18 protein-coding genes and 3 pseudogenes are annotated in these 21,977 nt (G+C 59.7%); 9 read left to right on the top strand and 12 right to left on the bottom strand.

Translation table 11 applies throughout. From position 1 onward, the window contains the following. Positions 1 to 164 precede the first annotated feature (164 nt). The 7 genes from FQ182_RS20235 to FQ182_RS20205 all read right to left on the bottom strand — a co-directional run bounded on the left by FQ182_RS20235 (position 165) and on the right by FQ182_RS20205 (position 6,728). Complete coding sequence (locus tag FQ182_RS20235; RefSeq protein ID WP_149414526.1) at positions 165 to 1,400, bottom strand: Zn-dependent hydrolase; 1,236 nt, start codon at positions 1,398 to 1,400, stop codon at positions 165 to 167. Continuing rightward, positions 1,397 to 1,888 (bottom strand): L-2-amino-thiazoline-4-carboxylic acid hydrolase, encoded by a 492-nt coding sequence (locus FQ182_RS20230; protein ID WP_149414527.1) that lies wholly within the window; start codon positions 1,886 to 1,888, stop codon positions 1,397 to 1,399. The genes FQ182_RS20235 and FQ182_RS20230 overlap by 4 nt, the downstream gene beginning before the upstream one ends. 79 nt (positions 1,889 to 1,967) lie before the next feature. Next, positions 1,968 to 3,119, bottom strand: a complete 1,152-nt coding sequence (locus FQ182_RS20225; protein WP_149414528.1) for a branched-chain amino acid ABC transporter substrate-binding protein — start codon at positions 3,117 to 3,119, stop codon at positions 1,968 to 1,970. Between the two features lie 82 nt (positions 3,120 to 3,201). Further along, on the bottom strand, positions 3,202 to 3,918 hold the full coding sequence (locus FQ182_RS20220; protein WP_149414529.1) for an ABC transporter ATP-binding protein: 717 nt from the start codon (positions 3,916 to 3,918) through the stop codon (positions 3,202 to 3,204). After that, positions 3,911 to 4,684 (bottom strand): ABC transporter ATP-binding protein, encoded by a 774-nt coding sequence (locus FQ182_RS20215; RefSeq protein WP_149414530.1) that lies wholly within the window; start codon positions 4,682 to 4,684, stop codon positions 3,911 to 3,913. The genes FQ182_RS20220 and FQ182_RS20215 overlap by 8 nt, the downstream gene beginning before the upstream one ends. Beyond that, positions 4,681 to 5,781 (bottom strand): branched-chain amino acid ABC transporter permease, encoded by a 1,101-nt coding sequence (locus FQ182_RS20210; RefSeq protein WP_149414531.1) that lies wholly within the window; start codon positions 5,779 to 5,781, stop codon positions 4,681 to 4,683. The genes FQ182_RS20215 and FQ182_RS20210 overlap by 4 nt, the downstream gene beginning before the upstream one ends. Next, a complete protein-coding gene (locus tag FQ182_RS20205; RefSeq protein WP_149414532.1) occupies positions 5,778 to 6,728 on the bottom strand; it encodes a branched-chain amino acid ABC transporter permease in 951 nt (316 codons plus the stop codon). Before FQ182_RS20205 ends, FQ182_RS20210 begins: the two co-directional genes overlap by 4 nt. A 185-nt stretch (positions 6,729 to 6,913) precedes the next feature. Here FQ182_RS20205 and FQ182_RS20200 point away from each other — a divergent pair, with 185 nt between their 5' ends. Further along, entirely contained in the window at positions 6,914 to 7,819 is a 906-nt protein-coding gene (locus tag FQ182_RS20200) for a LysR substrate-binding domain-containing protein (protein ID WP_149414533.1), read from the top strand. Between the two features lie 160 nt (positions 7,820 to 7,979). Here FQ182_RS20200 and FQ182_RS20195 read toward each other — a convergent pair whose 3' ends face one another. From FQ182_RS20195 to FQ182_RS20180, 4 genes are all read right to left on the bottom strand, one after another. Then, positions 7,980 to 8,909, bottom strand: a complete 930-nt coding sequence (locus FQ182_RS20195) for a sulfonate ABC transporter substrate-binding protein (protein ID WP_149414555.1) — start codon at positions 8,907 to 8,909, stop codon at positions 7,980 to 7,982. Between the two features lie 41 nt (positions 8,910 to 8,950). Further along, complete coding sequence (locus FQ182_RS20190; protein WP_256666346.1) at positions 8,951 to 10,291, bottom strand: dienelactone hydrolase; 1,341 nt, start codon at positions 10,289 to 10,291, stop codon at positions 8,951 to 8,953. After that, positions 10,292 to 11,629, bottom strand: a complete 1,338-nt coding sequence (locus FQ182_RS20185; RefSeq protein ID WP_149414534.1) for an LLM class flavin-dependent oxidoreductase — start codon at positions 11,627 to 11,629, stop codon at positions 10,292 to 10,294. Between the two features lie 166 nt (positions 11,630 to 11,795). Then, a complete protein-coding gene (locus FQ182_RS20180) occupies positions 11,796 to 14,024 on the bottom strand; it encodes a TonB-dependent receptor (protein WP_149414535.1) in 2,229 nt (742 codons plus the stop codon). Positions 14,025 to 14,237: 213 nt separating this feature from the next. Between FQ182_RS20180 and FQ182_RS20175 the strand changes: the two genes are divergently transcribed. The 3 genes and pseudogenes from FQ182_RS20175 to FQ182_RS30400 form a co-directional block, all read left to right on the top strand. Continuing rightward, positions 14,238 to 15,284, top strand: coding sequence for a LacI family DNA-binding transcriptional regulator (locus tag FQ182_RS20175; protein ID WP_149414536.1), 1,047 nt, complete (start codon positions 14,238 to 14,240; stop codon positions 15,282 to 15,284). Between the two features lie 17 nt (positions 15,285 to 15,301). Beyond that, positions 15,302 to 15,559 (top strand): annotated as a pseudogene (locus FQ182_RS20170) (transposase); the annotation flags it as partial. A gap of 4 nt (positions 15,560 to 15,563) precedes the next feature. Next, positions 15,564 to 15,677, top strand: a pseudogene (locus tag FQ182_RS30400) (ProQ activator of osmoprotectant transporter prop); the annotation flags it as partial. Positions 15,678 to 15,851: 174 nt separating this feature from the next. On the opposite strand, the gene FQ182_RS20160 reads toward FQ182_RS30400, so the two are convergent. After that, positions 15,852 to 16,718 (bottom strand): LysR substrate-binding domain-containing protein, encoded by an 867-nt coding sequence (locus FQ182_RS20160; RefSeq protein ID WP_149414537.1) that lies wholly within the window; start codon positions 16,716 to 16,718, stop codon positions 15,852 to 15,854. 137 nt (positions 16,719 to 16,855) lie between these two features. Between FQ182_RS20160 and FQ182_RS20155 the strand changes: the two genes are divergently transcribed. From FQ182_RS20155 to FQ182_RS20135, 5 genes and pseudogenes are all read left to right on the top strand, one after another. Continuing rightward, positions 16,856 to 17,908: an agmatine/peptidylarginine deiminase gene (locus tag FQ182_RS20155; RefSeq protein ID WP_149414538.1), complete on the top strand. Its 1,053-nt coding sequence runs from the start codon at positions 16,856 to 16,858 to the stop codon at positions 17,906 to 17,908. Positions 17,909 to 18,031: 123 nt separating this feature from the next. Next, positions 18,032 to 18,802 (top strand): annotated as a pseudogene (locus FQ182_RS20150) (agmatine/peptidylarginine deiminase); the annotation flags it as partial. 216 nt (positions 18,803 to 19,018) lie between these two features. Next, positions 19,019 to 19,453: a hypothetical protein gene (locus FQ182_RS20145; protein ID WP_256666347.1), complete on the top strand. Its 435-nt coding sequence runs from the start codon at positions 19,019 to 19,021 to the stop codon at positions 19,451 to 19,453. Next, a complete protein-coding gene (locus tag FQ182_RS20140; protein ID WP_149414539.1) occupies positions 19,450 to 20,937 on the top strand; it encodes an ATPase domain-containing protein in 1,488 nt (495 codons plus the stop codon). Before FQ182_RS20145 ends, FQ182_RS20140 begins: the two co-directional genes overlap by 4 nt. Beyond that, on the top strand, positions 20,934 to 21,971 hold the full coding sequence (locus tag FQ182_RS20135; protein ID WP_149414540.1) for a HAMP domain-containing sensor histidine kinase: 1,038 nt from the start codon (positions 20,934 to 20,936) through the stop codon (positions 21,969 to 21,971). Before FQ182_RS20140 ends, FQ182_RS20135 begins: the two co-directional genes overlap by 4 nt. The last annotated feature ends 6 nt before the right edge of the window (positions 21,972 to 21,977 follow it).

Below are 21,977 nucleotides of genomic sequence, written 5' to 3'. Positions count from 1 at the left end.
AAATCGATTGAACAGGTCTTTCGGCGTCGTTGACATATGTCGCGGCGGGCTGAGATCTGGCCCGAGGCGTCACGCATGGGTACAGCGTGTTCAGATACTTACGACAGCGCTGAGTGCCCGATCAATGCAGGCGCCTGTGCCTGGTAAAGTCAGGCACTCAAACCTCAGCTTTTCGCGCTGGCGAGGATGGCGAGCAGCAATACGTTGGCGCCTGCTTCTGCCCAGTGAGTGTGGATATGCTCAGCTTCGTTATGGCTGAGCCCATCGACACATGGCACGAAGATCATCGACGTCGGCGCTACGGTGCTGAGGTAGCAGGCATCATGTCCGGCCCCTGAGATCATGCGGCGCTGGCTGTAGCCGAGCGCCGTGGCGGCCTGCTCAACCTGTTTGATACACGCGGCATCGAAGGCAATCGGTGCGTACTGAAAGATCTGTTTGAGCGTGTGCTGCAAGCCGATCGTCTCGGCGATGGACTGAACCTCCTGGCGCAGTAGTGTGTCCAGTTTTTCCAGCGTCGCCTCGTCCGGGTGACGAAACTCGACGCTGAATACCACGCGTCCAGGCACCACATTCCGTGAGTTGGGAAAGACATTGACCCAGCCCACGGTCGCACGTCCTTCATCACCCTCGGCAATGCCCAATGCGTGCACGGCTTCAACCACACGCGACAGGCCAAGCAGGGCGTCGAGGCGATGGTTCATGGGCGTGGTGCCGGCGTGGGCACTGCGGCCGGTCAGTTCGATTTCATACCAGCGCTGCCCTTGGGCACCGGTGACCACGCCGATGGCGATGTCTTCGGCCTCCAGTATCGGCCCTTGTTCAATGTGCAGCTCGAACGCGGCATGGATGTCACGGCCGCCCATCGGTTCATCGCCTGCATAACCGATGCTGTCCAGAGCCTGGCCCAGCGTGATGCCTTGGGCGTCTGTGCGCGACAAGCCGTACTCCAGGTCGAACACGCCGGTGTACACCCCTGAAGCAATCATCGCCGGAGCGAAGCGCGAACCCTCTTCGTTGGTCCAGTTGACCACCTCGATGGCGCGGTCGGTCTGGATGTCATGGTCATTGAGCGTGCGTATCACCTCAATACCTGCCAGCACGCCGTAGATACCGTCGAACTTGCCGCCGAAGGGTTGTGAGTCTGCATGGGAGCCTGTCAGTACGGGTGCCAGGCTGTCGTCGCGTCCGGGGCGGCGGGCGAACATGTTACCCATGGCGTCGGTGCGCAGCGTGCAACCGGCGTCGGTCGCCCAGCGCGCGAACAGATCACGGCCGCGTCGATCCTCCTCCGTCAGCGCCAGCCGCGAAACGCCGCCCTTGGCCGTGGCCCCGATTTGCGCCATTTCCATCAGCGAATCCCACAGCCGGGCAGCATCAATGCGTGGCGAAATACTCATTGCCCTGGCTCCCGGTCTTTGACCTTGTAGCGAAAATTACAATGTGAGGCGCCCTGCATGAGGGTTTGCGTGCGGGTCAGCTGCACGTTGGGGTCGTAACCGACAATGAACACTTCATCGCGGTTACAGGAGAGCAGGTGCCCGATCTCGCCAAGGCCCATTTCGTGGTACATCTCGGCGTAGCGGCAGCGATGCACGTCGTAGTCGTAGTGGGAGGCGTCGCTGGCAATGATCTCGACTTTCAACGCGTCGTCTTTCTCCCAGAGTTCCTGCAGCGCAACGAAACCTTCGAGCGTCGGCCCATCGGGCTCGCGCGCGGCGAAGTATTCGCCGGCTTTCACTGCCGCCTGAGACACGGCCTCGCCAATGACGGCCTGGGCGCTCTGTTTACCGTAGTCGCGCACCAGTATTTCGTAGATGGGTTTGATGATTTCAGCTTCGATCCGCCGCCGGGCTAGGATGCCCAGTTCACCTTCGACAGCGCTCATGTCAGTACTCCTCGGTTCACTGTAAAAAGAGGCAGCGCGAACGATGCGCGCTGCCCCTGGATGACATCGGCTTCTCACGTCACGGCTTGCCGCCCGCGACGCTGACCGGTTGCCACTTGTTGGCCTTGATCTGGTACACGGTGAAGGTCGGGTTTTTCAGGTTGCCTTCGTTGTCGAAAGCGATCGGGCCAGTGACGCCCTGGTAGTCAATCGTGCGCAGCACGGGCAGATATTTTTGCGGGTCGGTGGACCCTGCTTTTTCCAGCGCCGCAATCAATATGCCGACGCCGTCGTAGGCGAAAGGCGCATGCAGCTCGATGTGGGTCTTGTAGCGGTCGACATACGCTTGCTCGAACGCTTTGCCGCCAGGCATCTGCTCGATAGCCAGCCCGGGCTCCAGCGCAGTCACGCCTTCGCCATCCTTTTGTGCGAGGGTGAGGAAGGTCTGGCTGACGAAGCCGCCGGCCCCCATCAGCGTAGCCTTGATTCTCAGCTGCTTGATGCGACGAGCCAACGGGGCGGCCTGAGCGTCCACGCCGCCAAAGAAAATCAGGTCAGGATTCTTGCCACGCACGTTGGTCAGGACCGCACTGAAATCCACGGTCTTGTCGTCCACGTACTCGCGGGAGACGACGCTGCCGCCGCCTGCTTCGATGGATTTGACGAACTGATCCGCCAGGCCCTGACCGAACGCGGTACGGTCATCGATAACCGCAATGCGTTTGGCCTTCAGCGACTCCAGGGCGTACTTGCCCGCAACCTGGCCGCCGTCGTCGTCATGGCCCATGATCCGGAAACTGGTGTCGAAACCCTGTTGGGTGTAGGCATGCCCGGTGGCGACGGGTGCTACCTGTGCAATGCCAGCGTCGTGATAGACACGGGCCGCCGGGATACTGGTCCCGGTGTTCCAGTGCCCGACCACGCCGACCACGCCTGCATCGACCAGGCGCTGGGCAACCGTTACCGCCGTGCGAGGATCTGACTGATCATCTTCTGACACCAGCTTGTAAGTTACAGCCTCGCCGCCGATTTTTGGGTGGCGCGCGTTGGCCGCATCAATGGCTAGTTGCCCGCCATTTTCCAGGTCTTTGCCGATACGCGCCGACGGCCCGGTCAATGGGCCTGCGAGTCCAATCAACACCTGTTGATCGGCTTGCGCCACGGCGGCGGCCAGGCTGGATATAACGAGGCCAGTCAGCGCGGCGTGTTTGATAAGCGCAGTGAAGTGCATATGGTGTTTCCTGAGTGTGATCGCAGCTTCTTGTGGCCGCGATGCCTGTGGTTACACGCCGGAAGCCCGGTAGCGTTGGGATTTATTCGCCCAGGTACGCAGTGCGAACCTGGGAGTCGTTGATCAAAGTGGACGAGGCGCCTGTCAGACTGATGCGTCCGCTGTCCATGACGTAAGCCCGCTCGGTCACCTTCAGGGCGATCCGGGCGTTCTGCTCGACCAACAGCAAGGTCATGCCTGTCCGGCAGACCTCGCTGATGACTTCGAAAATCTTCTCGACCATCACGGGTGCCAGCCCCATCGAAGGTTCATCGAGAATGAGCAGGCGAGGGCGAGACAGCAGTGCGCGGCCCAGAGCCAGCATCTGTTGCTCGCCACCGGACATCAAACCGGCCGGCTGCTGCAAGCGGCGTTTCAAGTGTGGAAACCAGTCCAGAATCTGTTCGATCTCGTCGTTGATTGCAGCCATGTCGCGGCGCAGGTAAGCCCCGGCCTGAAGGTTTTCCAGCACGCTCATGCGCGCGAAAACCCCTCGTCCTTCGGGCACCATGACCAGCCCCAGTGCCGTGCGTTCATGGGCGGCCAGCCCCATCAGCGAATGGCCGTCAAACCGGATGTTTCCAGCGCTGGCCGGGATGAGGCCAGTCAAGGCCTTGAGCGTCGAGGTCTTGCCGGCTCCATTGGAGCCGATCAGCGTCACGTGCTCACCAGCCTCCACCCGCAAATCCACCGACTTGACTGCCTGGATCGCGCCGTAATGCACGTCCAGCGCAGCGATGTGCAACAGGGATTCAGTCATGGGTGCCCGCTCCCAGATAGGCTTGGATGACGGCAGGATGGCTGCGCACTGTCTGGGGTGCGCCCTCGGCAATTACCTCGCCGTGATCGAGCACGGTGATGCGGTCGCACAGGCCCATGACCAGTTTGACGTCGTGCTCGATGAGCAGCAGCGTGCGCCCGTCGTTGCGGATCTTGTCGAGCAAACCGCGCAGCTGGATTTTTTCCGCGGCGTTCATCCCGGCCGCAGGCTCGTCCAGTGCCAATAGTTTTGGCTCGGTCGCCAGCGCCCTGGCGATTTCCAGGCGGCGCTGGTGGCCGTAAGACAGAGTGTCCGCGCGTCGTTCAGCCAGGTCGCCGATCCCGACATAATCCAGCCAGTGACGGGCAATGCGCCGTGTCTCGGCTTCCTCGGCGCGGGCCTGCCGGTGGCGACTCAGTGCTGCCCACAGGCCATTACGCGTGCGCACGTGGCGACCAATCATCACGTTTTCCAGCACGCTCATGGCGTTGAACAAACGAATGTTCTGGAACGTCCGAGCGATGCCCGCTTGAGCCACTTTGTGTACCGACGTCGGTTCGTAGGGCGCACCGTCCAGCACAAAACGTCCGGCATCTGCGCGGTACAAGCCGGTCATCACGTTGAAAAACGTCGTCTTGCCGGCGCCATTGGGGCCGATCAGCCCGTGTACGGTACCGGGCGCGATGCTCAGGTTCACATTCGTCAGGGCGCTGATACCGCTAAACTGCTTGCTGACGCCTTCTATCTGCAGCAAAGAAAGACTCATCGCAGGCGCTCCCGGCTTGCAGGCCACAGACCGGCGGGGCGATACAGCATCACCAGAATCAGGGCCAGGCCGTAGAACAACTGTCGGATGATCTCCGGGTCCACCAGCACCTGGCCGAACAACGACTGCTGGAGGCTGCCCATGGTAGCGCGCAGGATTTCCGGCAGTGCTGCCAGCAATAGGCAGCCCAGAATGACGCCGGGGATATGGCCCATTCCGCCCAGCACCACCATGGCCAATACCGCTACAGACTCATTGAGACTGAAGGACTCTGGTGACACGAACCCTTGGAAGGAGGCGAACAGTGCGCCGCCGACGCCGCCAAAACTGGCGCCGATGGCGAAGGCCAGCAACTTCAAGCGACGTGTATTCAGGCCCATGGCTTCGGCGGCATCTTCATCTTCGCGAATGGCCATCCAGGCCCGTCCGATCCGGGAATCCTGAAGGCGCAGACACGCCCATACAATCAGCACGGCCAGCAACGCAAACAGGTAGTAATAGAGATAGACCGAAGGCACTCGCACGCCAAATACGTCTTGCGTACGGGCCAGGCTAAAGCCGAACAGCTGAATCGGATCGACCGAGGAGATGCCTTTTGGGCCATTGGTAATGTTGACGGGCCGGTCGAGGTTGCGCAGGAAAATCCGGATGATTTCGCCGAAACCCAGTGTCACGATGGCCAGATAATCGCCGCGCAGCTTCAGTGTCGGGGCGCCCAGCAGAATGCCGAAGCCCGCCGCGATCAATCCTGCCACCGGCACGATCAGCCAGATGGAGGTGTGCAGGCCGTGGGGCAGGACGGCGACCAGCGCCGGGAATTGCGTAAGCAAATGCGGTGATGACAACAGCGCCGCGACATACGCGCCCACCGCATAGAACGCGATGAAACCCAGGTCCAGTAGCCCGGCATAACCGACCACAATATTCAGGCCCAGCGCCAGCATGATGTACAGCAGGGCAAAGTCCAGTGTGCGCACCCAAGCGTTGCCGCCGGCATGGCCGACAATCCACGGCGCCAGCAAGAGCGCAGCGGCAAACAGCAGGGCGCCCAAACGGGCACGATGAGCGGGGCGTGCAATGGCGATCATGAGGTTCATGCGCGTGTCGCCAATCGTTCGCCCAGCAGCCCGGACGGGCGCAGCACCAGCACGGCAATCAGCACCAGGAAGGCGAACACATCCTGGTAGTTGCTGCCGAAAACCCCGTGAGTCCATTCGCCCATGTAGCCGGTGCCCAACGATTCGATCAGGCCCAGCAACACGCCACCGAGCATCGCGCCCTTGAGGTTGCCGATGCCGCCCAGGACGGCGGCGGTGAAAGCTTTGATCCCCGGCAAAAAGCCCATGTAGAAATGCGCGCTGCCGTAGTTGCTCGCCATCATGATGCCGGCCAGCGCAGCGAGCGCTCCGCCGATGGCGAAGGTGAGGACGATGACTGCGTTCGGGTTGATGCCCATCAGGCTGGCCACTTGCGGGTTCTCGGCAACGGCGCGCATTGCGCGGCCCAGTCGTGTGCGATTGACCAGCAACAACAAACCGCCCATGACCACTATCGCGATGGCTACCGTCGCAATGGCCGTCAGGTTTGTAATAGCGGGGGCGTGGGTGGCGTCACCTTGGGTGACTTCAATCGGGTCCAGTGGCAGCAACTGCGGAAACGACAGGGGGTTGCGACTCCAGACCAGCATCGCCACTGTCTGTAACAGCAGCGATACCCCGAGCCCGCTGATCAGCGGAGCCAGGCGCGGTGCATTACGCAGACGTCGATAGGCCACACGCTCGATCAATCCGGCGAGCAACGCGCAGGCGATCATGGCCACCACCGTCGCGGCGATCAGCACTGCCAGGCTCGGCATACCGGGAAAGGTACTTTGCAGCACATGGATAACCGACAGGCCGATCAGCGCGCCCATCATCAGCACGTCACCGTGAGCGAAATTGATGATCCGCAGGATGCCGTAGACCATGGTGTAGCCAAGCGCGATCAGCGAATACAAGCTGCCGAGCACCAGACCATTGAGTAACTGTTGGATCAGGGTATCCATAAACGATAAAAGGCCTTGAGTCTTGATGTCGCGGTCGGCGACTGGAGCAGGGCTCGCACACTAGGCAATCATTCTATATTTATCAAATATCATTAATTCATAACCCTATAACCACAAGAGCGACGTCATGAAGTACCGGTAATCCAAGGCTTTTCATGGTGTGAAAACGGATATAAACTCAACACATGAATAAAAAAGAACAGTTAGATAATGATCCTCCGCTACGGGCAGTGCGCACGTTCGAGGCGTTCGCTCGTCATGGCGGGGTCAACACGGCGGCGCGGGAGCTGGATGTCTCGGCCTCGGCCATCAGTCATCAGTTGCGTGTACTGGAAGAGTTCCTGGGGCAGTCGCTGACTTCCCGGCAGGGGCGCAACCTGGTGCTGACAGACGAGGGGCGCGAATATTACCGTGCGATTCGTTCCGCCTTCGCGGTGTTGCGCAGTGCGACAGAGCATGTACGGGAGAAGTCGGCGACCCGGCAAATCACCATCAGCTTGATTCCGATGTTTGGCATCAACCTGTTCATTCCTCGGCTGGGCGAGTTTCTGGGCGAGAACCCCGGGGTGGACGTCAACGTGACGTACGCCAACCACCGCAGCTACCCGAGCGACGCAGCCGATATCTCCATCCGGTTTGGCACCGGGCACTGGCCGGGTTATCACAGCGAGCCGCTGATGTCGGGGGAAGTCACGGCCTGGTGCAGCCCGGCGTTCGTAGCCCATCACGGCGTGATCGAAGCCCCCGAGGCGTTGATCGATCTGCCGCTGTTGCACGACGAGGAGCGCGGTACTTGGGCGCAATGGCTGCAAAGTGTTGGCGTGAAACACCCCGCAGCACTGCAGGGCCTGTTGTTCGAAGACGGCCAGCTGGCGCTGACCGCCGCGCTCAATGGTCTGGGATGCGCGTTACTGCGCGAGCCACTGATCGCGCCGCTTCGAGACCGGGGCGAGTTGGTCAAGTTGTTCGAGCATGCACTGGACGACGGTCGCGCGTATTACCTGTGTCGCCGTGCCGACGGCGAGTTGTCACGGGAAGGCTTGAACCTGTACACCTGGCTCAAGCGGGGGCTTGTTCGGTCGGCGGTTTGAGGCGCCGGACTGTCTCTTGTCTCACCCAACGTTCAAGACCTGCCGACGCGGTATTGGCTGCCCGAGTTGGGCGTGGGTAGGCTGGTAGGCGACGATGAAGTCGCCGTCCAAGCCAGACAGGAAGCGCCAGTCAACGATAAGTCCACCTGGAGCACCCAGATCAGTGCCATACCACGTCTTCGACGCGGATCTTTTTCGGCAGCAAGTGATTCTCGAAGAACAGGTCGGCGGTAGCCTGCTGGGCGGCGATGATTCTTGCGTCAACCGGCAGGATTGGAGAGGGCGGCCGGTTATCCAGGTAGCGCGCGATCACGGCTTCGGGCAGGCCCATGGAGCGGGTCAGGATGTCGATACTTTGCTGACGCTGGCTACGCGTCGTCGCCTCGGCGGCAGTTAACTGCTCAAGAACCGCGTTTACAAATGCCTCATGGGTTTTTGCATAGTCGCGCCGGGCGGTGTAGATCGGGCCGGACAAACCCAGGCCTTCACCATTGGCCAGCAGGCGGGTATGGCCTTCGAGCAACGCCAGAGAAGCATAGGGGTCCCAGATCGCCCAGGCATCGACGCTGCCTTGTTCAAAGGCAGCGCGGGCATCGGCGGGGCTGAGGTAGATGGGCTGGATGTCCTTATAGCTCAAGCCAGCCTTGTTCAGGGCCCGCAGCAGCAGGTTGTGGGAGCTGGAGCCTTTCTGGAAAGCGACTTTTTTGCCCTTGAGGTCGGCCACGTTTTGCAGCGGACTGTCTTTGCGCACGAGGATCGTTTCGGCGGCGGGCTTGGCTGGCTCGGCACCCACATAAACCAGATCAGCCCCGGCAGCCTGCGCGAATAAGGGCGGGATATCGCCGGTGGAACCCAGATCCAGCGCGCCGATGTTCAACGCTTCAAGCATCTGCGGCCCGGCAGGGAATTCGATCCACTGCACCTTGGTGTCAACGAAGCGCTTCTCCAGCAGGCCTTGTTCCTTGGCAATGACCAGCGCGATGGAGCCTTTCTGATAGCCAATGCGCAGGGTTTGCGGGTCATCTGCCAGGGCAGCGTGGGCCGATAAAAGGCTGGTCAGGCCTGCGAACAGGAGCGTGAGGCGTTTCATTTTGGGGGTTTGCTCGTAGCGGGTTTCGGCAGCGATATAAGTCATTGTAAGTCTCGACGGGAAGCGGAAGACGGGGCCACCTGCGCGGGCCAGTGATAAAACTCCAGGCCCAGCGCGCTGCGGTTCTTAAAGCCCTTCCAATAGCTGTGATCGGGTTTTTCATGTCCGCTTTCGTCTTTCGACCATTTGCCCGCAGAGGCCAGCGGCACTAGGCTAAGCCAGGACTGGCGGTCCAGTCCCTTGAGCTGCTGGTCGAGAAAAGTGAGGACAAAGTGCTGATTGATATTGTTGATTCGGCTGGAATCCCAAACCGGTTCGGCATAGGCGGAGAAATCCTCGGGATGGCTGCTGGCAGCCTGTGGCGGCGGATTGGGCGCAATATTGTGCCGTGCATTCTGGTAAACCAGCAGGTAGCGATCGGCATTGATTGCGCCTTCTGCCAGCCGTCTGACGCCCCGGGCGTAACCCGCTACATCGTCCTGGTCACCGGCGATGAACAGGCTGGGGACACGCAGGCTTGCCAGCCCCTTTTCATCGAACAGACCTTGCTCGCCACCCCAAGGCGCAAAGGCAACCACGGCTTTGATGCGGCCATCCTGTCGGGCTTCAAAGTCGGGGTTTCCCGCTTGTCTGGCCTGCAATAGGTTGCCAGGTACAAAGCGCGACGCCGTTTGGCTGGTGCCAACGCCCGCTGCGTTCAGCACACCGTAACCCCCCATGGAATAGCCAACCAAAGCGGTGTGGGTGACATCGATTTTGCCCGCAAGGGGATTACCACTTGCCGGTGCCGACCACTGCGCGACTTGATCCAGCACGAACAGAATGTCCAGCGGGCGGTTGAGCAGGGTACTGGCAAACCCGGCCTTGTCGGCGCGGGTGGATTCCGTGTGATCGATGGCCACCACCACATAGCCATGGGAGGCTAGGAACTCGGTCAGGTAACTCATCTGTAGGCGTGAGCCCGGGTAACCATGAGACACAATGACCAGTGGATAGGTCTTGTCTGCCAGGGGCTGCGCGTCTCGTGCTGCGCGGCCTTCAAAGGTGAAAGCGGTATTGGGTCGGGCCGGGTCGTTGGCACCGGCACCCAGCACATCGTTGTAAGTGGTCAGCTCGGACTGGGTTTTGCCCAACTGCGCCGGGTACCACACCTCCAGACGCAACGGTCGGTCGTAACGGGGATCGCTGGCCGTGGCGCTGACCGCCAACACGTTGAGCTGGTCACGATGCACGACGTTCGCAGTGTGCACGCCAACCTTGTAAGGCCCCCGTGCAGCCAGCTCGGGCGCGTCCGGGCGCGCATCCCCATTGAGCGCAAAAGCACTGGACGACAGGGCCCAGGCCAGCATCAGGCAAGCGGTCTTCGAGGTTATGAAATTCACCTATACACTCCCGGCGAAGCGGTGACGCGGTCGTTGCAGGCCCAGGTTTTCCCGCAGCGTATGGCCGCTGTACTCGGTGCGGAACAAGCCACGGCGCTGCAACTGCGGCACCACATGAAAGGCAACGTCTTCAAGCCCTCCCGGCAGATGCGGCACCAGCACATTGAAGCCATCTGCGGCGCGCTCTTCGAACCAGACCTGAAGTTCATCGGCGATCTGCGTCGCGGTGCCAACCAGGCTGTAGTGACCACGGCCCCCGGCGATCCTGCGCCCCAGCTGCTCCAGCGTCAGGTTTTCATCCTGTGAGAGCCGGGTCAGCAGTTTCTGCCGGCTTTGCTGCCCACTCTCGGTCAATGGCAAGGCGGGCAGCGGTTCATCGAGGCGGTAACCGGACAGGTCAAAGTTGCCCAGCATGCGCCCCAATAAGGCGACACCGACCTTGGGCTCTACCAGCGCCTGAAACTCCTCGAACTTCTCCCGGGCCAGTGCTTCGCTGTCGCCGACCACGATAAAAACACCCGGCATGATTTTCAGCGCGTCCGGGTCGCGGTCAAAGCGCGCCATCCGGCCTTTGAGGTCGGCATAGAATTGCTGCGCATCGGCCAGAGAGGTCTGGGCCGTGAACACCACTTCTGCGGTTTCGGCTGACAGCTCGCGGCCGACTTCCGAGGAGCCGGCCTGGACAATGACGGGCCGACCCTGAGGGGGACGGGCGACGTTCAACGGACCTTTGACCCGAAAGTGCTCGCCCTGATGATCCAGCACGTGCAACTTGGCCGGATCGTAGTACTCGCCACTGGCTTTGTTGCGGATGAAAGCATCGTCTTCCCAGCTGTCCCACAAGCCGGTCACCACTTGATGGAACTCCCGCGCCCGGCTGTAGCGCTCGGCATGGCCGATGTGTTCGTCGCGCCCGAAATTCTGCGCTTCTGCTGCGGCATCGGAGGTCACCAGATTCCAGCCAGCGCGACCGTCGGACAGGTGATCCAGCGAGGCGAATTTACGCGCTACATGGTACGGCTCGTTGTAGCTGGTGGTGGCGGTGCAGATCAGGCCGATATGCTCGGTGACGGCACTGAGCGCTGACATCAGTGTCAGCGGCTCGAAGTGATCGGAGCGGGCCATGTGGCTGGCGCTGGCACCGGTGGGGGCAGCGACGCTGTCGGCGACGAACAGCGCATCGAACTTCGCCGCTTCGGCCACCCTGGCCAGGTGCTTGTAGTGTCTGAAATCCAGCCCGGCGTCGGCCGGGACATCCTTGTGGCGCCAGGCGGCCACGTGATGCCCGGTGGCCATGAGAAAGGCGCCGAGTTTGAGCTGGCGGGGCGGGGTAAGCATAGTTTGGTCCTTGTTGAATCAGTGGCAGATCCACAGGGTTTGTGTCTGACCCGGATCCTGTGGAAACGGTGCTGCCGGCGATAAAGCTGGACGCGGTTCGATGTCGATCGCGGTCTCCTTCGCGCGGGCAAGCCTCGCTTCCTCTGGGATGGCGGTGTGGTTACGTTCAAAAATCCTTGCGCACCTGCACGCCGAAATAACGCTCATCATCACGGGGCACAGAGCGATAGATGTAGCCGCTGCCGCTTGCCAGTCCGGGCGAGTAGGATTTGTCGGCGAGGTTTTTCGCCAGCAGCGCTACACGCCAGCCTTGGTTGTAGTCGGCCAGGGCGACGCTGGCATTCCAGATGCCGTAGGCGCCTTGTTTGGTGTCCGGGTTCTGGCTGATGTCGTACTGCACTTCGCTCTGCCAGTTGTAATCGGTGCCCAGTTCGATATCCAGGCCGTTTTCCAGCGGGATGCTGTAGTCGGCGCGCACGTAGCTTTTCCAGTCCGGCGAGAAGGGCAGGGTTTTGCCGTCCACATTGCAGGATGCCGCTGCACCTGCCGGGCAGGAGAAAGTATCGATACGCGCCCGGGTGTAAGCCAGGGCACCGGACAGCTTCAGGTTTTGCGTAGCCTGCAGGGCAAGGTCCGCTTCAACACCTTCAGTGCTGACGCTGCCTGCGTTGATCAGTCGGGTGACCACCTGACCGGCCACGGTATCGAAGAAGTTCGCCTGGTAGTTGTCGTAATCGCTGTGGAAGACCGCCACGTTGGTGACCAGTCGATCATTCCAGCTGGTGGCTTTCACGCCCAGCTCCCACGTATTGGAGGTTTCCGGTTTCAGCGGGTCGGTGTCCCGGGGCTGCATGTTGAAGAACACGTTATAGGCCGGGCCTTTGTAGCCACGGGAATAGGTCAGGTATGTCATCACGTTGTCGGTCAGGTCGTATTGCAGGCCTAGTCGCCCGGACCAGCCGTCTTCATCCACTGAGCCGGAGCTGCTGGTCGCGGGTTGAATGCCGCTGACGGTCGTGGCTGACGTCGACAACCTGCGGTGGTCGTATTCCAGTTCGTCGTGTGTCCAGCGCAGGCCGGCGATCCCGCGAAATGCAGAAGTGAAGTTCAGCGTGGATTCGCCAAATACCGAATAGCTGTCGCTGGTGGTGCTGTAGTCCGCTACGCCGACGTCGGTGCGGGTAGTCGTCACCAAGGCGCGGCGATAGGTTTCATCATCCTTGCCATGCATGTAATACAGCCCGCCGACGTACTCCAGAAACTGGCCTTTTGGCGAGGCCAGGCGCAACTCCTGGGAGTATTGATTGAAATCCAGATCGCCCTTGTCTTCGGTGCCGGGGAAAGTCGCACTAATGGTCGCCAGGCGGTCGCCGTCCTGCCATTGCGTGTTGTTCCAGCCGCGCCAGGCGGTGATCGACGTCAGGGTGTAATCCCCCAGGCTCCAGTCCAGTTGCGCCGATAGACCTTTGTTGATGTCTTCGACGTGGCTGCGGTAATCGCTGAGGATATCGCGGTTGTCGCTGCTGGCACGCACCGGTGCAAGGGCACCCGCGAAGGCTGGGGTCAGCGCGGAACTGATCACGCCATTGGGCGCGTCGTCATGGGACTGCATGTAATCGGCGATCACTGTCAGTGTGACGTCGTCGTTAGGGATGAACTCCAGCTTGCCCCGCGCGCCTTTGCGGTTGTAGCCATTGACTTCCTGACCATTGGCCTTGTTGTCGACGTTGCCGTCGTAGCTGCCGAACAGAGTGGTCAGCGAGGCTTTGAGGGTGTCGGGGATCAGGCTGCCACCGATACCAAACCGGGTGCGGCTTTCGTTGCCGCTGTAGTACGACTGATCGATATAGCCGTGTGTTTCGGCGCTCGGCGCCTTGCTGATGACGTTGAGCACACCTGCCGATGCGTTTTTGCCAAACAACGTACCCTGTGGGCCGCGCAACACTTCGATGCGCTCCAGGTCCAGCAGGTCCAGAGTGGCCTGGCCGGGGCGCGCGTAAACCACGCCGTCCACTACTGTAGCGACGGTCGGCTCCACGCCCGGTGAGGTGGATATCGTCCCCACGCCGCGGATGAATAGCGAGGTGTCCTTGTTTGACGCACCGGTGCGGAAGTTCACGCTGGGAATCTGCTGGACGATGCTCGACACGCTGTTGCGGTTGTCTCGCTCCAGCTGCTCGCCATCGACGACCGAAACTGCCACCGGCACTTTCTGCAGGGATTCTTCCCGGCGGGTGGCGGTTACGGTCACGGCCTGCAAGGTTGCGGTTTGCGCATCGCTGCTGTCCGCGGTGCTCTGCGCCGCCTGACCGTACAGTGACGTCAAGGCCAGTGCCGCAGCGACGGCTTGCGCGAGGCGCGTTGGTTTGATGATTTCCCCAAAGGTGTGTTGCATGTCGATGCTCACTTGAAAGATGCTCTGGTTGCCGTGACTCTTCGGTCACTGCGCCTGATAGGTGCCTTGGCTGTCCGGCGGCATTCGCTCAAGCGAGTAGCTGACAAGATCGTTCCGTTAGCGCTAACATCGCCAGTATCGATAAGGCCGTGATAGATCGTCAAATACTCAAAAATTACTTTTATATTCCTTTTTGTTAGATAGGCCGAAATCTTGAGCGATCAGAAGAACCCGCCGCGCAAACGGCGTGGGGCAGGGCGCATCACGTTGCAGACCGTCGCCACGCATGTTGGGGTTTCGACGATGACGGTTTCGCGTTATTTCAATCAGCCAGATCAGGTGTCTGAAGAACACCGGGAACGCATCGCCGCTGCTGTTGCAGAGCTGGGTTATGTGCCGAATCTCGTGGCGGGCGGCCTGGCTTCGGCGCGAGGCAGGATCATCGGCATGGTGGTGCCGAACATTTCGGGGCCGATTTTCGCCAATACCATCCAAGGGTTCAGCGACACCCTCAGCCGCCATGGCTATCAGTTGTTGCTGGCATCCAGTTACTTTTCGATGGAGCAGGAAGAAAGTGCGGTGCGGGCTTTTCTGGGTTGGTCCCCCGCGGCGTTGGTGGTCACCAGTCACTTTCACAGCGCTGCCACCGAAAAGATGCTCGCCGATGCGGATATTCCGCTGGTGGAAACCTGGGACTACCAACCGGACCGGGCACCTATTCAGATCGGTTTTTCGCACTTTGAGGTCGGGGTCACCGCTGCGCGGTATCTGCATGGCAAGGGTTATCGGCGCATTGCGTTCGTACAGAACAGCGCGGCGGGTGACTTCAGTGCGCTGGAGCGGCGCGATGGTTGTTCGGCGGCGCTGATCGAGTTGGGCCTCGAGCCCATAGAGTTTGCGCCGGACCCTGATTGCGCGCCCTTCGAAGCCGGCAAGCAAGCCATGCAGGCGCTGATGAGCCGGCCGGACAAGCCCGATGCCATCGTGTTCGCCAACGACAATCTGGCCGCTGGCGCACTGCTCGCCGGCCAGCGCGCCGGACTGCGAATCCCGCAGGATTGCGCAGTGCTGGGTTTCGGTGATTACGCCTTCGCCGAGATGCTCTTGCCGAGCCTGAGCACGATCAAACCTCCAGCGCTGGAAATCGGCGTCCTGGCCGCCACCCGTCTGCTGCAAAGTCTCGGAGTGGTCGAGCGAGAGGGTGAGTTGCAGCGCCTGAATTTGCTGGCTTGTGATGTGATTGAACGCGAGAGTGCATGATAGCCTGGCGTTTCTATCTGGTGCCTAACGGGTCGGCCACCGCCGAAGCGCTCGATTACCGCCTGCAACGCTAGGTAGCACTGACGCGCTACCTGAAAGATGGGGCAGTGCCCATTGATAACAACCAGGTCGAGAACCAGATATGCCCGTAGGCACTTGGGCGCTCCGATTGGTTGTTCGCCGGGTCGCCGCGCACTGGGAGACGGGCGGTGGCCGTCATGAGTTTGATCGAGTCTGCACGCTTGAACGTGCATGATCCGTACCTGTATCTAAAGACTCTTCCCTGTTAATCCGGCCCCCAAAGCTCCGCTAAAGAAGGGCATTTTCAAGGATGCTGAGCCACACTTGGCGCTACTCGGAATAACCCCCGAACAGCTTAAGCTGGGTATTTCTGGGGGCCTGCTACGAGTCGCTGATGTCAGGCGGCGGCCTAAAGTAACAGTCCGCTCCTGGCCGATTGCTGCCTGTCCCAAGGGGCTGTGATCGACCCTTGGCCGCCCGTCATACATAGGTACATCAACCTGCCCTCTATACAAGCAAAGGGACAAAAGCCCCGGCCCAGAATGACTACGTTGTATGACTTGCGGCTTCTAGGTTACTCAGCAACCACTTGCTGAAGCTTTGCGCATTGCTCTCACTGTCACGATGGGTCAGCAAGGCCCAGTTCGGGCCGCGAATGGTTTGCTCCACCAAGGGTTGCAACAATCCGTTGGCGCGCGCCTGGCGACTCAGTAATTGGCTGACCAGGGCGATACCGAGTCCTGCGCACGCGGCGTCCAGCAGCAGGCCGGGATCGGAGAAGTTCAGCCCCTGATCCTTCTGACCCACATCGATGCCTGCCTCCACCGCCCAGTGATTCCAGTCCATTTCACGCTCGCCGTGAAGGGTTGTGCGCTGTTCGCGTGGTAGCGCCAACAGGTTCGGGTGACAAGCCGGGTAGAGGCGGTCTGCGTGCAGCACCTTGAAGCTGCATTCGGCTTGGGAACTGATGTCATCGCGCACAGCAATGTCGATGGTCTGGCTGGCCATGTCCGGGACTTCATCGGTACTGAAAATCCAGAGATCGACTTGAGGATGCTGACGGCGAAAATCCCCCAGGCGCGGCAGTAGCCAGTGACGGGCGAACGCCGGGGTGGTGTTGAGGACCAGTTGGTTGGGTTTCTGATATTGCCCAAGGCGGCGAATGCCAACGGCCAGTTGCTGTAGCAGCGCCTGGGTGGTGCTGAGCATGTCGTGACCCGCATCGGTCAGGCTGACGCTGCGCCCACTGCGAAAGAACAAGGGTTGTTCAAGGTACGCCTCAAGGCCGCGGATCTGCTGACTAATGGCCGACTGGGTGAGGTGCAACTCGGCGGCGGCCTTGTGGAAACTGCCCAGCCGGGCGGCGGCTTCAAAGCCGCGAAGGGTGCCGAGCGGTGGCCAGTGTTTGAGCATATTGATAAGTTCTCCTAATCATTTTTCTGCAAAATCCATCGTTTGTCCCCCCTGTATTTACAGCCGTAGCATACATGCCAAGACCGCCAAGGCAGTTTTCATTGAACACAATTACTTAACTTAAAGGGCTTTTTATCATGCCGCAGAATGAAATTCAAAACAGTGGTTGGTGGATGCCGGCAGAGTGGGTCAGGCACGCCGCGACCTGGATGGTTTGGCCACATAACAAGGCTCTTTGGGAGTCGGGTTGGGGCGTGACATTGGCGCTGGTGCAAGAGGACTTCGCTCGCGTGGCCAACGCCATTGCCCGTTTCGAACCGGTGAAAATGGTTGTCGACCCCTCTGCTGTCGCGAGTGCCAAAGCGTTATGTGGACCCAACATCGAACTGATCGAGTTGGCAGTGAACGACAGTTGGTGCCGTGACTCCGGCCCGAGCTTCGTCTGCCACCCGCAACAAGGCTTGGCCGGTGTGAGTTGGCGTTTCAATGCGTGGGGCGGCAAGTCGGCGCATGACTTGGATGAAAGCCTGGCGCGCCGTGCACTCAACCACCTGGGCGTACAGTGCTTTGGCACACCCTTGAGTAACGAAGGCGGCGCCATTCATGTCGACGGCGAGGGCACGCTGATCACCACCGAGTCGGTACTGCTCAACCCCAATCGCAACCCGGGCATGAACAAGGCTGAGATGGAGGAAATCTTTACGCGTCTTCTGGGCGTGAAGAAAACAATCTGGCTGCCGGGCGATCCGGACTATGTGACTGGCGATATGACTGATGGCCATGTCGATGGCGTGTGTGCGTTCGCGCGCCCTGGGGTTTTGCTGGTGGACGCCACCCACGACAGGAGTTCGGTGTATGCCGAAGTTGTCCGGGAAAACCGTCGCGCGCTTGAACTGGCCACTGATTCCCTGGGCCGACATTTTGACCTGATCGAGTTGTATGAAGCCTCCGAGGCCGTGGACACCGACGCTGAAGTGTTCTGTGCCTCCTACACCAACTTCTATATTGCCAACGACGCCATCATCATGCCGGCCTATGGCATTGATGCCGACCAGGCGGCTGCCAAAGTTTTGGGTCAGGCCTTTCCGGGCCGTGAGGTGGTGCCGGTGCGGATCAATCATCTGGCGCATGGCGGCGGCGGTGTGCATTGCATCACCCAGCAACAGCCTGCATGGCTATTGGAGGGTTGATGCCGATTGCCACCGCGAAATGGATGCAGGCCGATGTCCAGACTTCGCAAACCATGTAATAGCAACAAACATTCAGGGAACAACACATGTCGACTCGTCGCGAGTTCATTAAGCAGGTCTCGATGGATGTGCGATATCGGGGCCAACTTTGTCATCGATGGGGAAGGCGGGCTCAGCGCCGTGGATTTCAACTTCAACGGCTGGGGCAACAAACAGCAGCATAGCGAGGATGCGCAGTTGGCCGCTTTGGTTGCCAGCACCGTGGATGCCCGTTATCTGCGTAGCGAGTTGGTGGGCGAGGACGGTGGTATCGAAGTCGATGGTCACGGAACCGGGATCATGACCGAAAGCAGCTGGATCAATACCAATCGCAACCCCGACTGGAGCAAGGCCGAAGTCGAGCAAGAGCTGAACGCGCGCCTGGGCTTGCGCAAAATAATTTGGCTACCTGGCATTAAAGGCAAGGACATCACTGATGCCCACGTCGATTTCTACGCCCGGTTCGTCAAGCCAGGCGTTGTGATCGCCAACCTCGACAACGACCCCGAGTCATACGACCACAGAGTGACGCTGGCCCACCTGGATATTCTCAAAAATGCCACGGATGCCGATGGCCGCAAGCTACAGGTGCATACCGTGTCGCCACCGCTCAATCCGCGTAAGAGCACGTTCAGCAACAACAACCCGGACTTTGCGGCTGGCTACATCAATTATTTTGTAATCAATGGGGCGGTCATTGCGCCCGAGTTTGGTGACAGGGCGGCAGATACAAGAGCCTTTGATCTGTTGTCTGAACTCTACCCGGACCGTGATGTGGTGCAGCTCAACATCGACGCAGTCTCGGCCGGTGGTGGCGGTATCCACTGTGTGACCAGCCACCAACCGTTGGTTTAGCCTGTTTCAAGGTTTCTTCCTCTGGAAACGCAAGTGCCAGAAGCGAACAAAGCATGCAAGGTGCCTTGTTACCCAAAGCAGACAATTAGACTGCCTTACAAACATGGCCATTACGCCACCATCAACGGGTATGTTTGCAATGCAGCGTCAGACTGCGTCTCGGTAACTCGCTATAGGGTGTACCATCAGGCTCTGTCCATCAGATATTAGGCAGTCATGCCCACGCTAAGCGAAGAGAGCCGCCAGATCGTAGCTTCTCTGGCGCACCGTGTTGGACCCAGCGCTGATATTGCAAGAATCGCCGATGCGATCGTTTCGATATTGCAGGATATGGACGCAGCACTTGCGCCCATCATCGGCCAGCCAGGGGTTGTCGCGCTGTATCGCCGCAGCTTCCATCTGTGCGCCTCTACCCATCCCCGACTGGCCCGCACTTACGACAGTGCGCAGGCCGTGCTGGACCTGATTGCCCTTAAATCCGTACTGGTCAAGCAAAGCGAAGTCGATGCACTGTTTTTCGGTGAAGTGCTGCTGACGACGTTTTACGAGTTACTGACCTCGCTGATTGGGCCATCTCTCACTGCCCGTTTGCTTCGTGGCGTGTGGGAACTCTCTTTGAGCGACACCCCTTCGCAGGAAAAAACGCCATGAGCACCAAAGTGACTATCAACCGCCTGGCCACCGGCGTGCCAGGATTGGACGAGGTGCTGGGCGGAGGATTGCCAGAGTTTTCGTTCAACCTGATCGCTGGCCCCCCTGGCTGCGGCAAGACCACCCTGGCGCATCAGATGATGTTTGCCCTTGCGACGCCTGAACGCCCCGCGCTGTTCTTTACCGTACTCGGCGAGCCGCCGCTGAAGATGCTGCGTTATCAGCAGCAATTCGACTTTTTCGACAGCGAAGCGATCAACCAATCGATTCGCTATATCAACCTGGCCGACGATACCCTGGCTGGGAATCTGGACGAGGTATTGCGGCGCATCGTCAGTGAGGTGGAGGCTCACTCTCCGTCGCTGGTGTTTGTCGATTCGTTCCGCTCGGTGGTGCTGGCCAGCCAGACTCAGGACAACCCCAACAACAACCTGCCGCAGTTCGTTCAGCAACTGGGTATGTTGATGACCTCCTGGCAGGCGACGACTTTCTTGATTGGTGAGTATTTCACCGAAACCGATACGAACCCGATTTTTACCGTGGCCGACGGCCTGATCTGGCTGCGTCAGAGCGTTGAGCGCAACTCGATGGTGCGTAAGATGGAAATCATGAAGATGCGTGGCCAGCCGACATTGCCAGGCCTGCACACCTTTCGCATTGCAACTTCCGGGATCAAGGTTTTTGCACCCGCAGTACTCAGCCCGGCTGAAACGCGGCTGAAGTTCCCGATCAGTCGCCTGAGCGTGGGTGTGCCGAAGGTTGACGAGATGCTCGGCGGTGGCTTGCCTAGAGGTTATTCGTTGCTGGTGGCCGGGCCGTCGGGCTCGGGCAAAAGTATTCTGGCGGCGACCTTCCTGGCTGAAGGCGCGCGCAATGGCGAAACCGGTGTGATCGCGGTATTCGAACAACGCCCCAACCACTCGCAAAACGCCACGCTGGCCAATTTGATCAAGAGCGGCAAGGTAGGCTTGGTGGATAGCCGGGCACCAGACTTATCCATTGACGAAATCGTTCACTTGCTGATCAGCGAGATCACCCGACTGAAAGCTACTCGTGTGGTGATCGACTCGTTGTCGGGCTTTGAACTGGCGTTGGCGCCAACTTTCCGTGAAGACTTCCGTGAGTCGCTGTCGCGCATGGTCACCGCGTTGACCCGTGTCGGGGTCAGCGTGTTGATGACCTCGGAGCTGGAAGACCGCTACACCGACCTGCGTTTCAGTCCTTATGGCACGGCGTTTCTCACCGACGCGATCATCGTCCAGCGCTATATTGAAGTACAGAGCCGTTTGTTGCGGATCATGGCCGTGGTCAAGGTGCGCGCCAGCGCCCACTCCGATGAGTTGCGCCAGTATCACATCGACGATAATGGCCTACAGGTCGGCGAAATGCTGCCGGATCAGGAGGGCTTGCTCGGTGGTCGACCAACAACAGGGAGTTTAGGTGTGGTATGCACAGGAGATAAAATATTTGAGCATAACGCATGAGTAAAATCGACGACAAGAATGAGCGTGAGGTGGCCAGTGCCGCTCACGAACTCTTCCTTCTGGGCCAAAAAACTGTTGAAGCGCGCGCCATATTAGCCGCACTGCAAAAGCAGTTAAGCGACGCCAGCAGCCGGTTGGTGGATACCCAGCAGGTCGAGCAAGTGATCGAGGCCAATCAGCAGTTGGTGTTGGCGATGCTCCTGGCGCAATCAGACGCTGTAACACCCCCTCACGTGGAGGAGCAGCGTTTGTACCAGGAACTGCGCGAGGCAAACGCGCAACTGGTCATCGCTGCGCTCAGCGCTCAAGACCTTCAGGCTACCGCCGAGCTCGCACTGAGCCAGCAGAAAAGCATACTTGCGATGGTGGCCCATGAGCTGCGAAACCCACTAACACCCATCAGCATGATTGCAGAACGTATGGTACGACTGCCTAGCGATCAGCTGCCGCGGATGCGTGAGTTGATCGAGAGCCAGGTACAGCATATTTCACAGCTGGTCGATGATCTGCTCGATGTCTCCCGCGCCAGCACTGGCAAGCTGCGAATCAATCGCTGCGATGTCGACATGATGAAAATTCTGAGTGGCGCTATTGATGCGTGCGGCCCTGTGATGGTTGCGCAAAAGCAGCATTTCGACGCCCATCTTCCCGATGGTGTCTTGATGGTGAGTGGTGACCCAGGACGCCTGGCTCAGATTCTCCAAAACCTTCTGGCCAATGCGGCCAAATACACGCCAGCCAACGGCAGAATCAAGCTGTCTGTAACCGTAGAAACCGACGTTTTGAGGATAAGTATTTCCGACAATGGAATCGGCGTTACGGCTAAAGCACTCCCTTTTATTTTTGACCCTTATGTTCAAGACGCACACGCCATAGGTTTCAACGGGGCCGGCTTGGGCATTGGGTTGACCGTAGTTCGGGAGCTGGTCGAAGCTCACGGTGGCACTGTGACCGGCATGAGCGAGGGGGACGGTAAAGGAAGCGAGTTTGTGGTGACGCTACCGCTTCTGATCGAATACGCCGGGCGGACCTAACCGGCG

Source organism: Pseudomonas sp. ANT_H4 (assembly GCF_008369295.1).
Lineage (GTDB): Bacteria > Pseudomonadota > Gammaproteobacteria > Pseudomonadales > Pseudomonadaceae > Aquipseudomonas.
This window is presented reverse-complemented; position numbering and strand designations above follow the sequence as displayed.

Excerpts from the sequence above, each read along its gene's own strand:
- FQ182_RS20195 (WP_149414555.1), bottom strand. The coding sequence starts at position 8,909 with ATGAAACGCCTCACGCTCCTGTTCGCAGGCCTGACCAGCCTTTTATCG.
- FQ182_RS20155 (WP_149414538.1), top strand. The coding sequence starts at position 16,856 with ATGCCGCAGAATGAAATTCAAAACAGTGGTTGGTGGATGCCGGCAGAG.
- FQ182_RS20210 (WP_149414531.1), bottom strand. The coding sequence starts at position 5,781 with ATGAACCTCATGATCGCCATTGCACGCCCCGCTCATCGTGCCCGTTTG.
- FQ182_RS20145 (WP_256666347.1), top strand. The coding sequence starts at position 19,019 with ATGCCCACGCTAAGCGAAGAGAGCCGCCAGATCGTAGCTTCTCTGGCG.
- FQ182_RS20215 (WP_149414530.1), bottom strand. The coding sequence starts at position 4,684 with ATGAGTCTTTCTTTGCTGCAGATAGAAGGCGTCAGCAAGCAGTTTAGC.
- FQ182_RS20135 (WP_149414540.1), top strand. The coding sequence starts at position 20,934 with ATGAGTAAAATCGACGACAAGAATGAGCGTGAGGTGGCCAGTGCCGCT.
- FQ182_RS20235 (WP_149414526.1), bottom strand. The coding sequence starts at position 1,400 with ATGAGTATTTCGCCACGCATTGATGCTGCCCGGCTGTGGGATTCGCTG.
- FQ182_RS20140 (WP_149414539.1), top strand. The coding sequence starts at position 19,450 with ATGAGCACCAAAGTGACTATCAACCGCCTGGCCACCGGCGTGCCAGGA.
- FQ182_RS20225 (WP_149414528.1), bottom strand. The coding sequence starts at position 3,119 with ATGCACTTCACTGCGCTTATCAAACACGCCGCGCTGACTGGCCTCGTT.
- FQ182_RS20230 (WP_149414527.1), bottom strand. The coding sequence starts at position 1,888 with ATGAGCGCTGTCGAAGGTGAACTGGGCATCCTAGCCCGGCGGCGGATC.
- FQ182_RS20200 (WP_149414533.1), top strand. The coding sequence starts at position 6,914 with ATGAATAAAAAAGAACAGTTAGATAATGATCCTCCGCTACGGGCAGTG.
- FQ182_RS20160 (WP_149414537.1), bottom strand. The coding sequence starts at position 16,718 with ATGCTCAAACACTGGCCACCGCTCGGCACCCTTCGCGGCTTTGAAGCC.
- FQ182_RS20205 (WP_149414532.1), bottom strand. The coding sequence starts at position 6,728 with ATGGATACCCTGATCCAACAGTTACTCAATGGTCTGGTGCTCGGCAGC.
- FQ182_RS20180 (WP_149414535.1), bottom strand. The coding sequence starts at position 14,024 with ATGCAACACACCTTTGGGGAAATCATCAAACCAACGCGCCTCGCGCAA.
- FQ182_RS20220 (WP_149414529.1), bottom strand. The coding sequence starts at position 3,918 with ATGACTGAATCCCTGTTGCACATCGCTGCGCTGGACGTGCATTACGGC.
- FQ182_RS20185 (WP_149414534.1), bottom strand. The coding sequence starts at position 11,629 with ATGCTTACCCCGCCCCGCCAGCTCAAACTCGGCGCCTTTCTCATGGCC.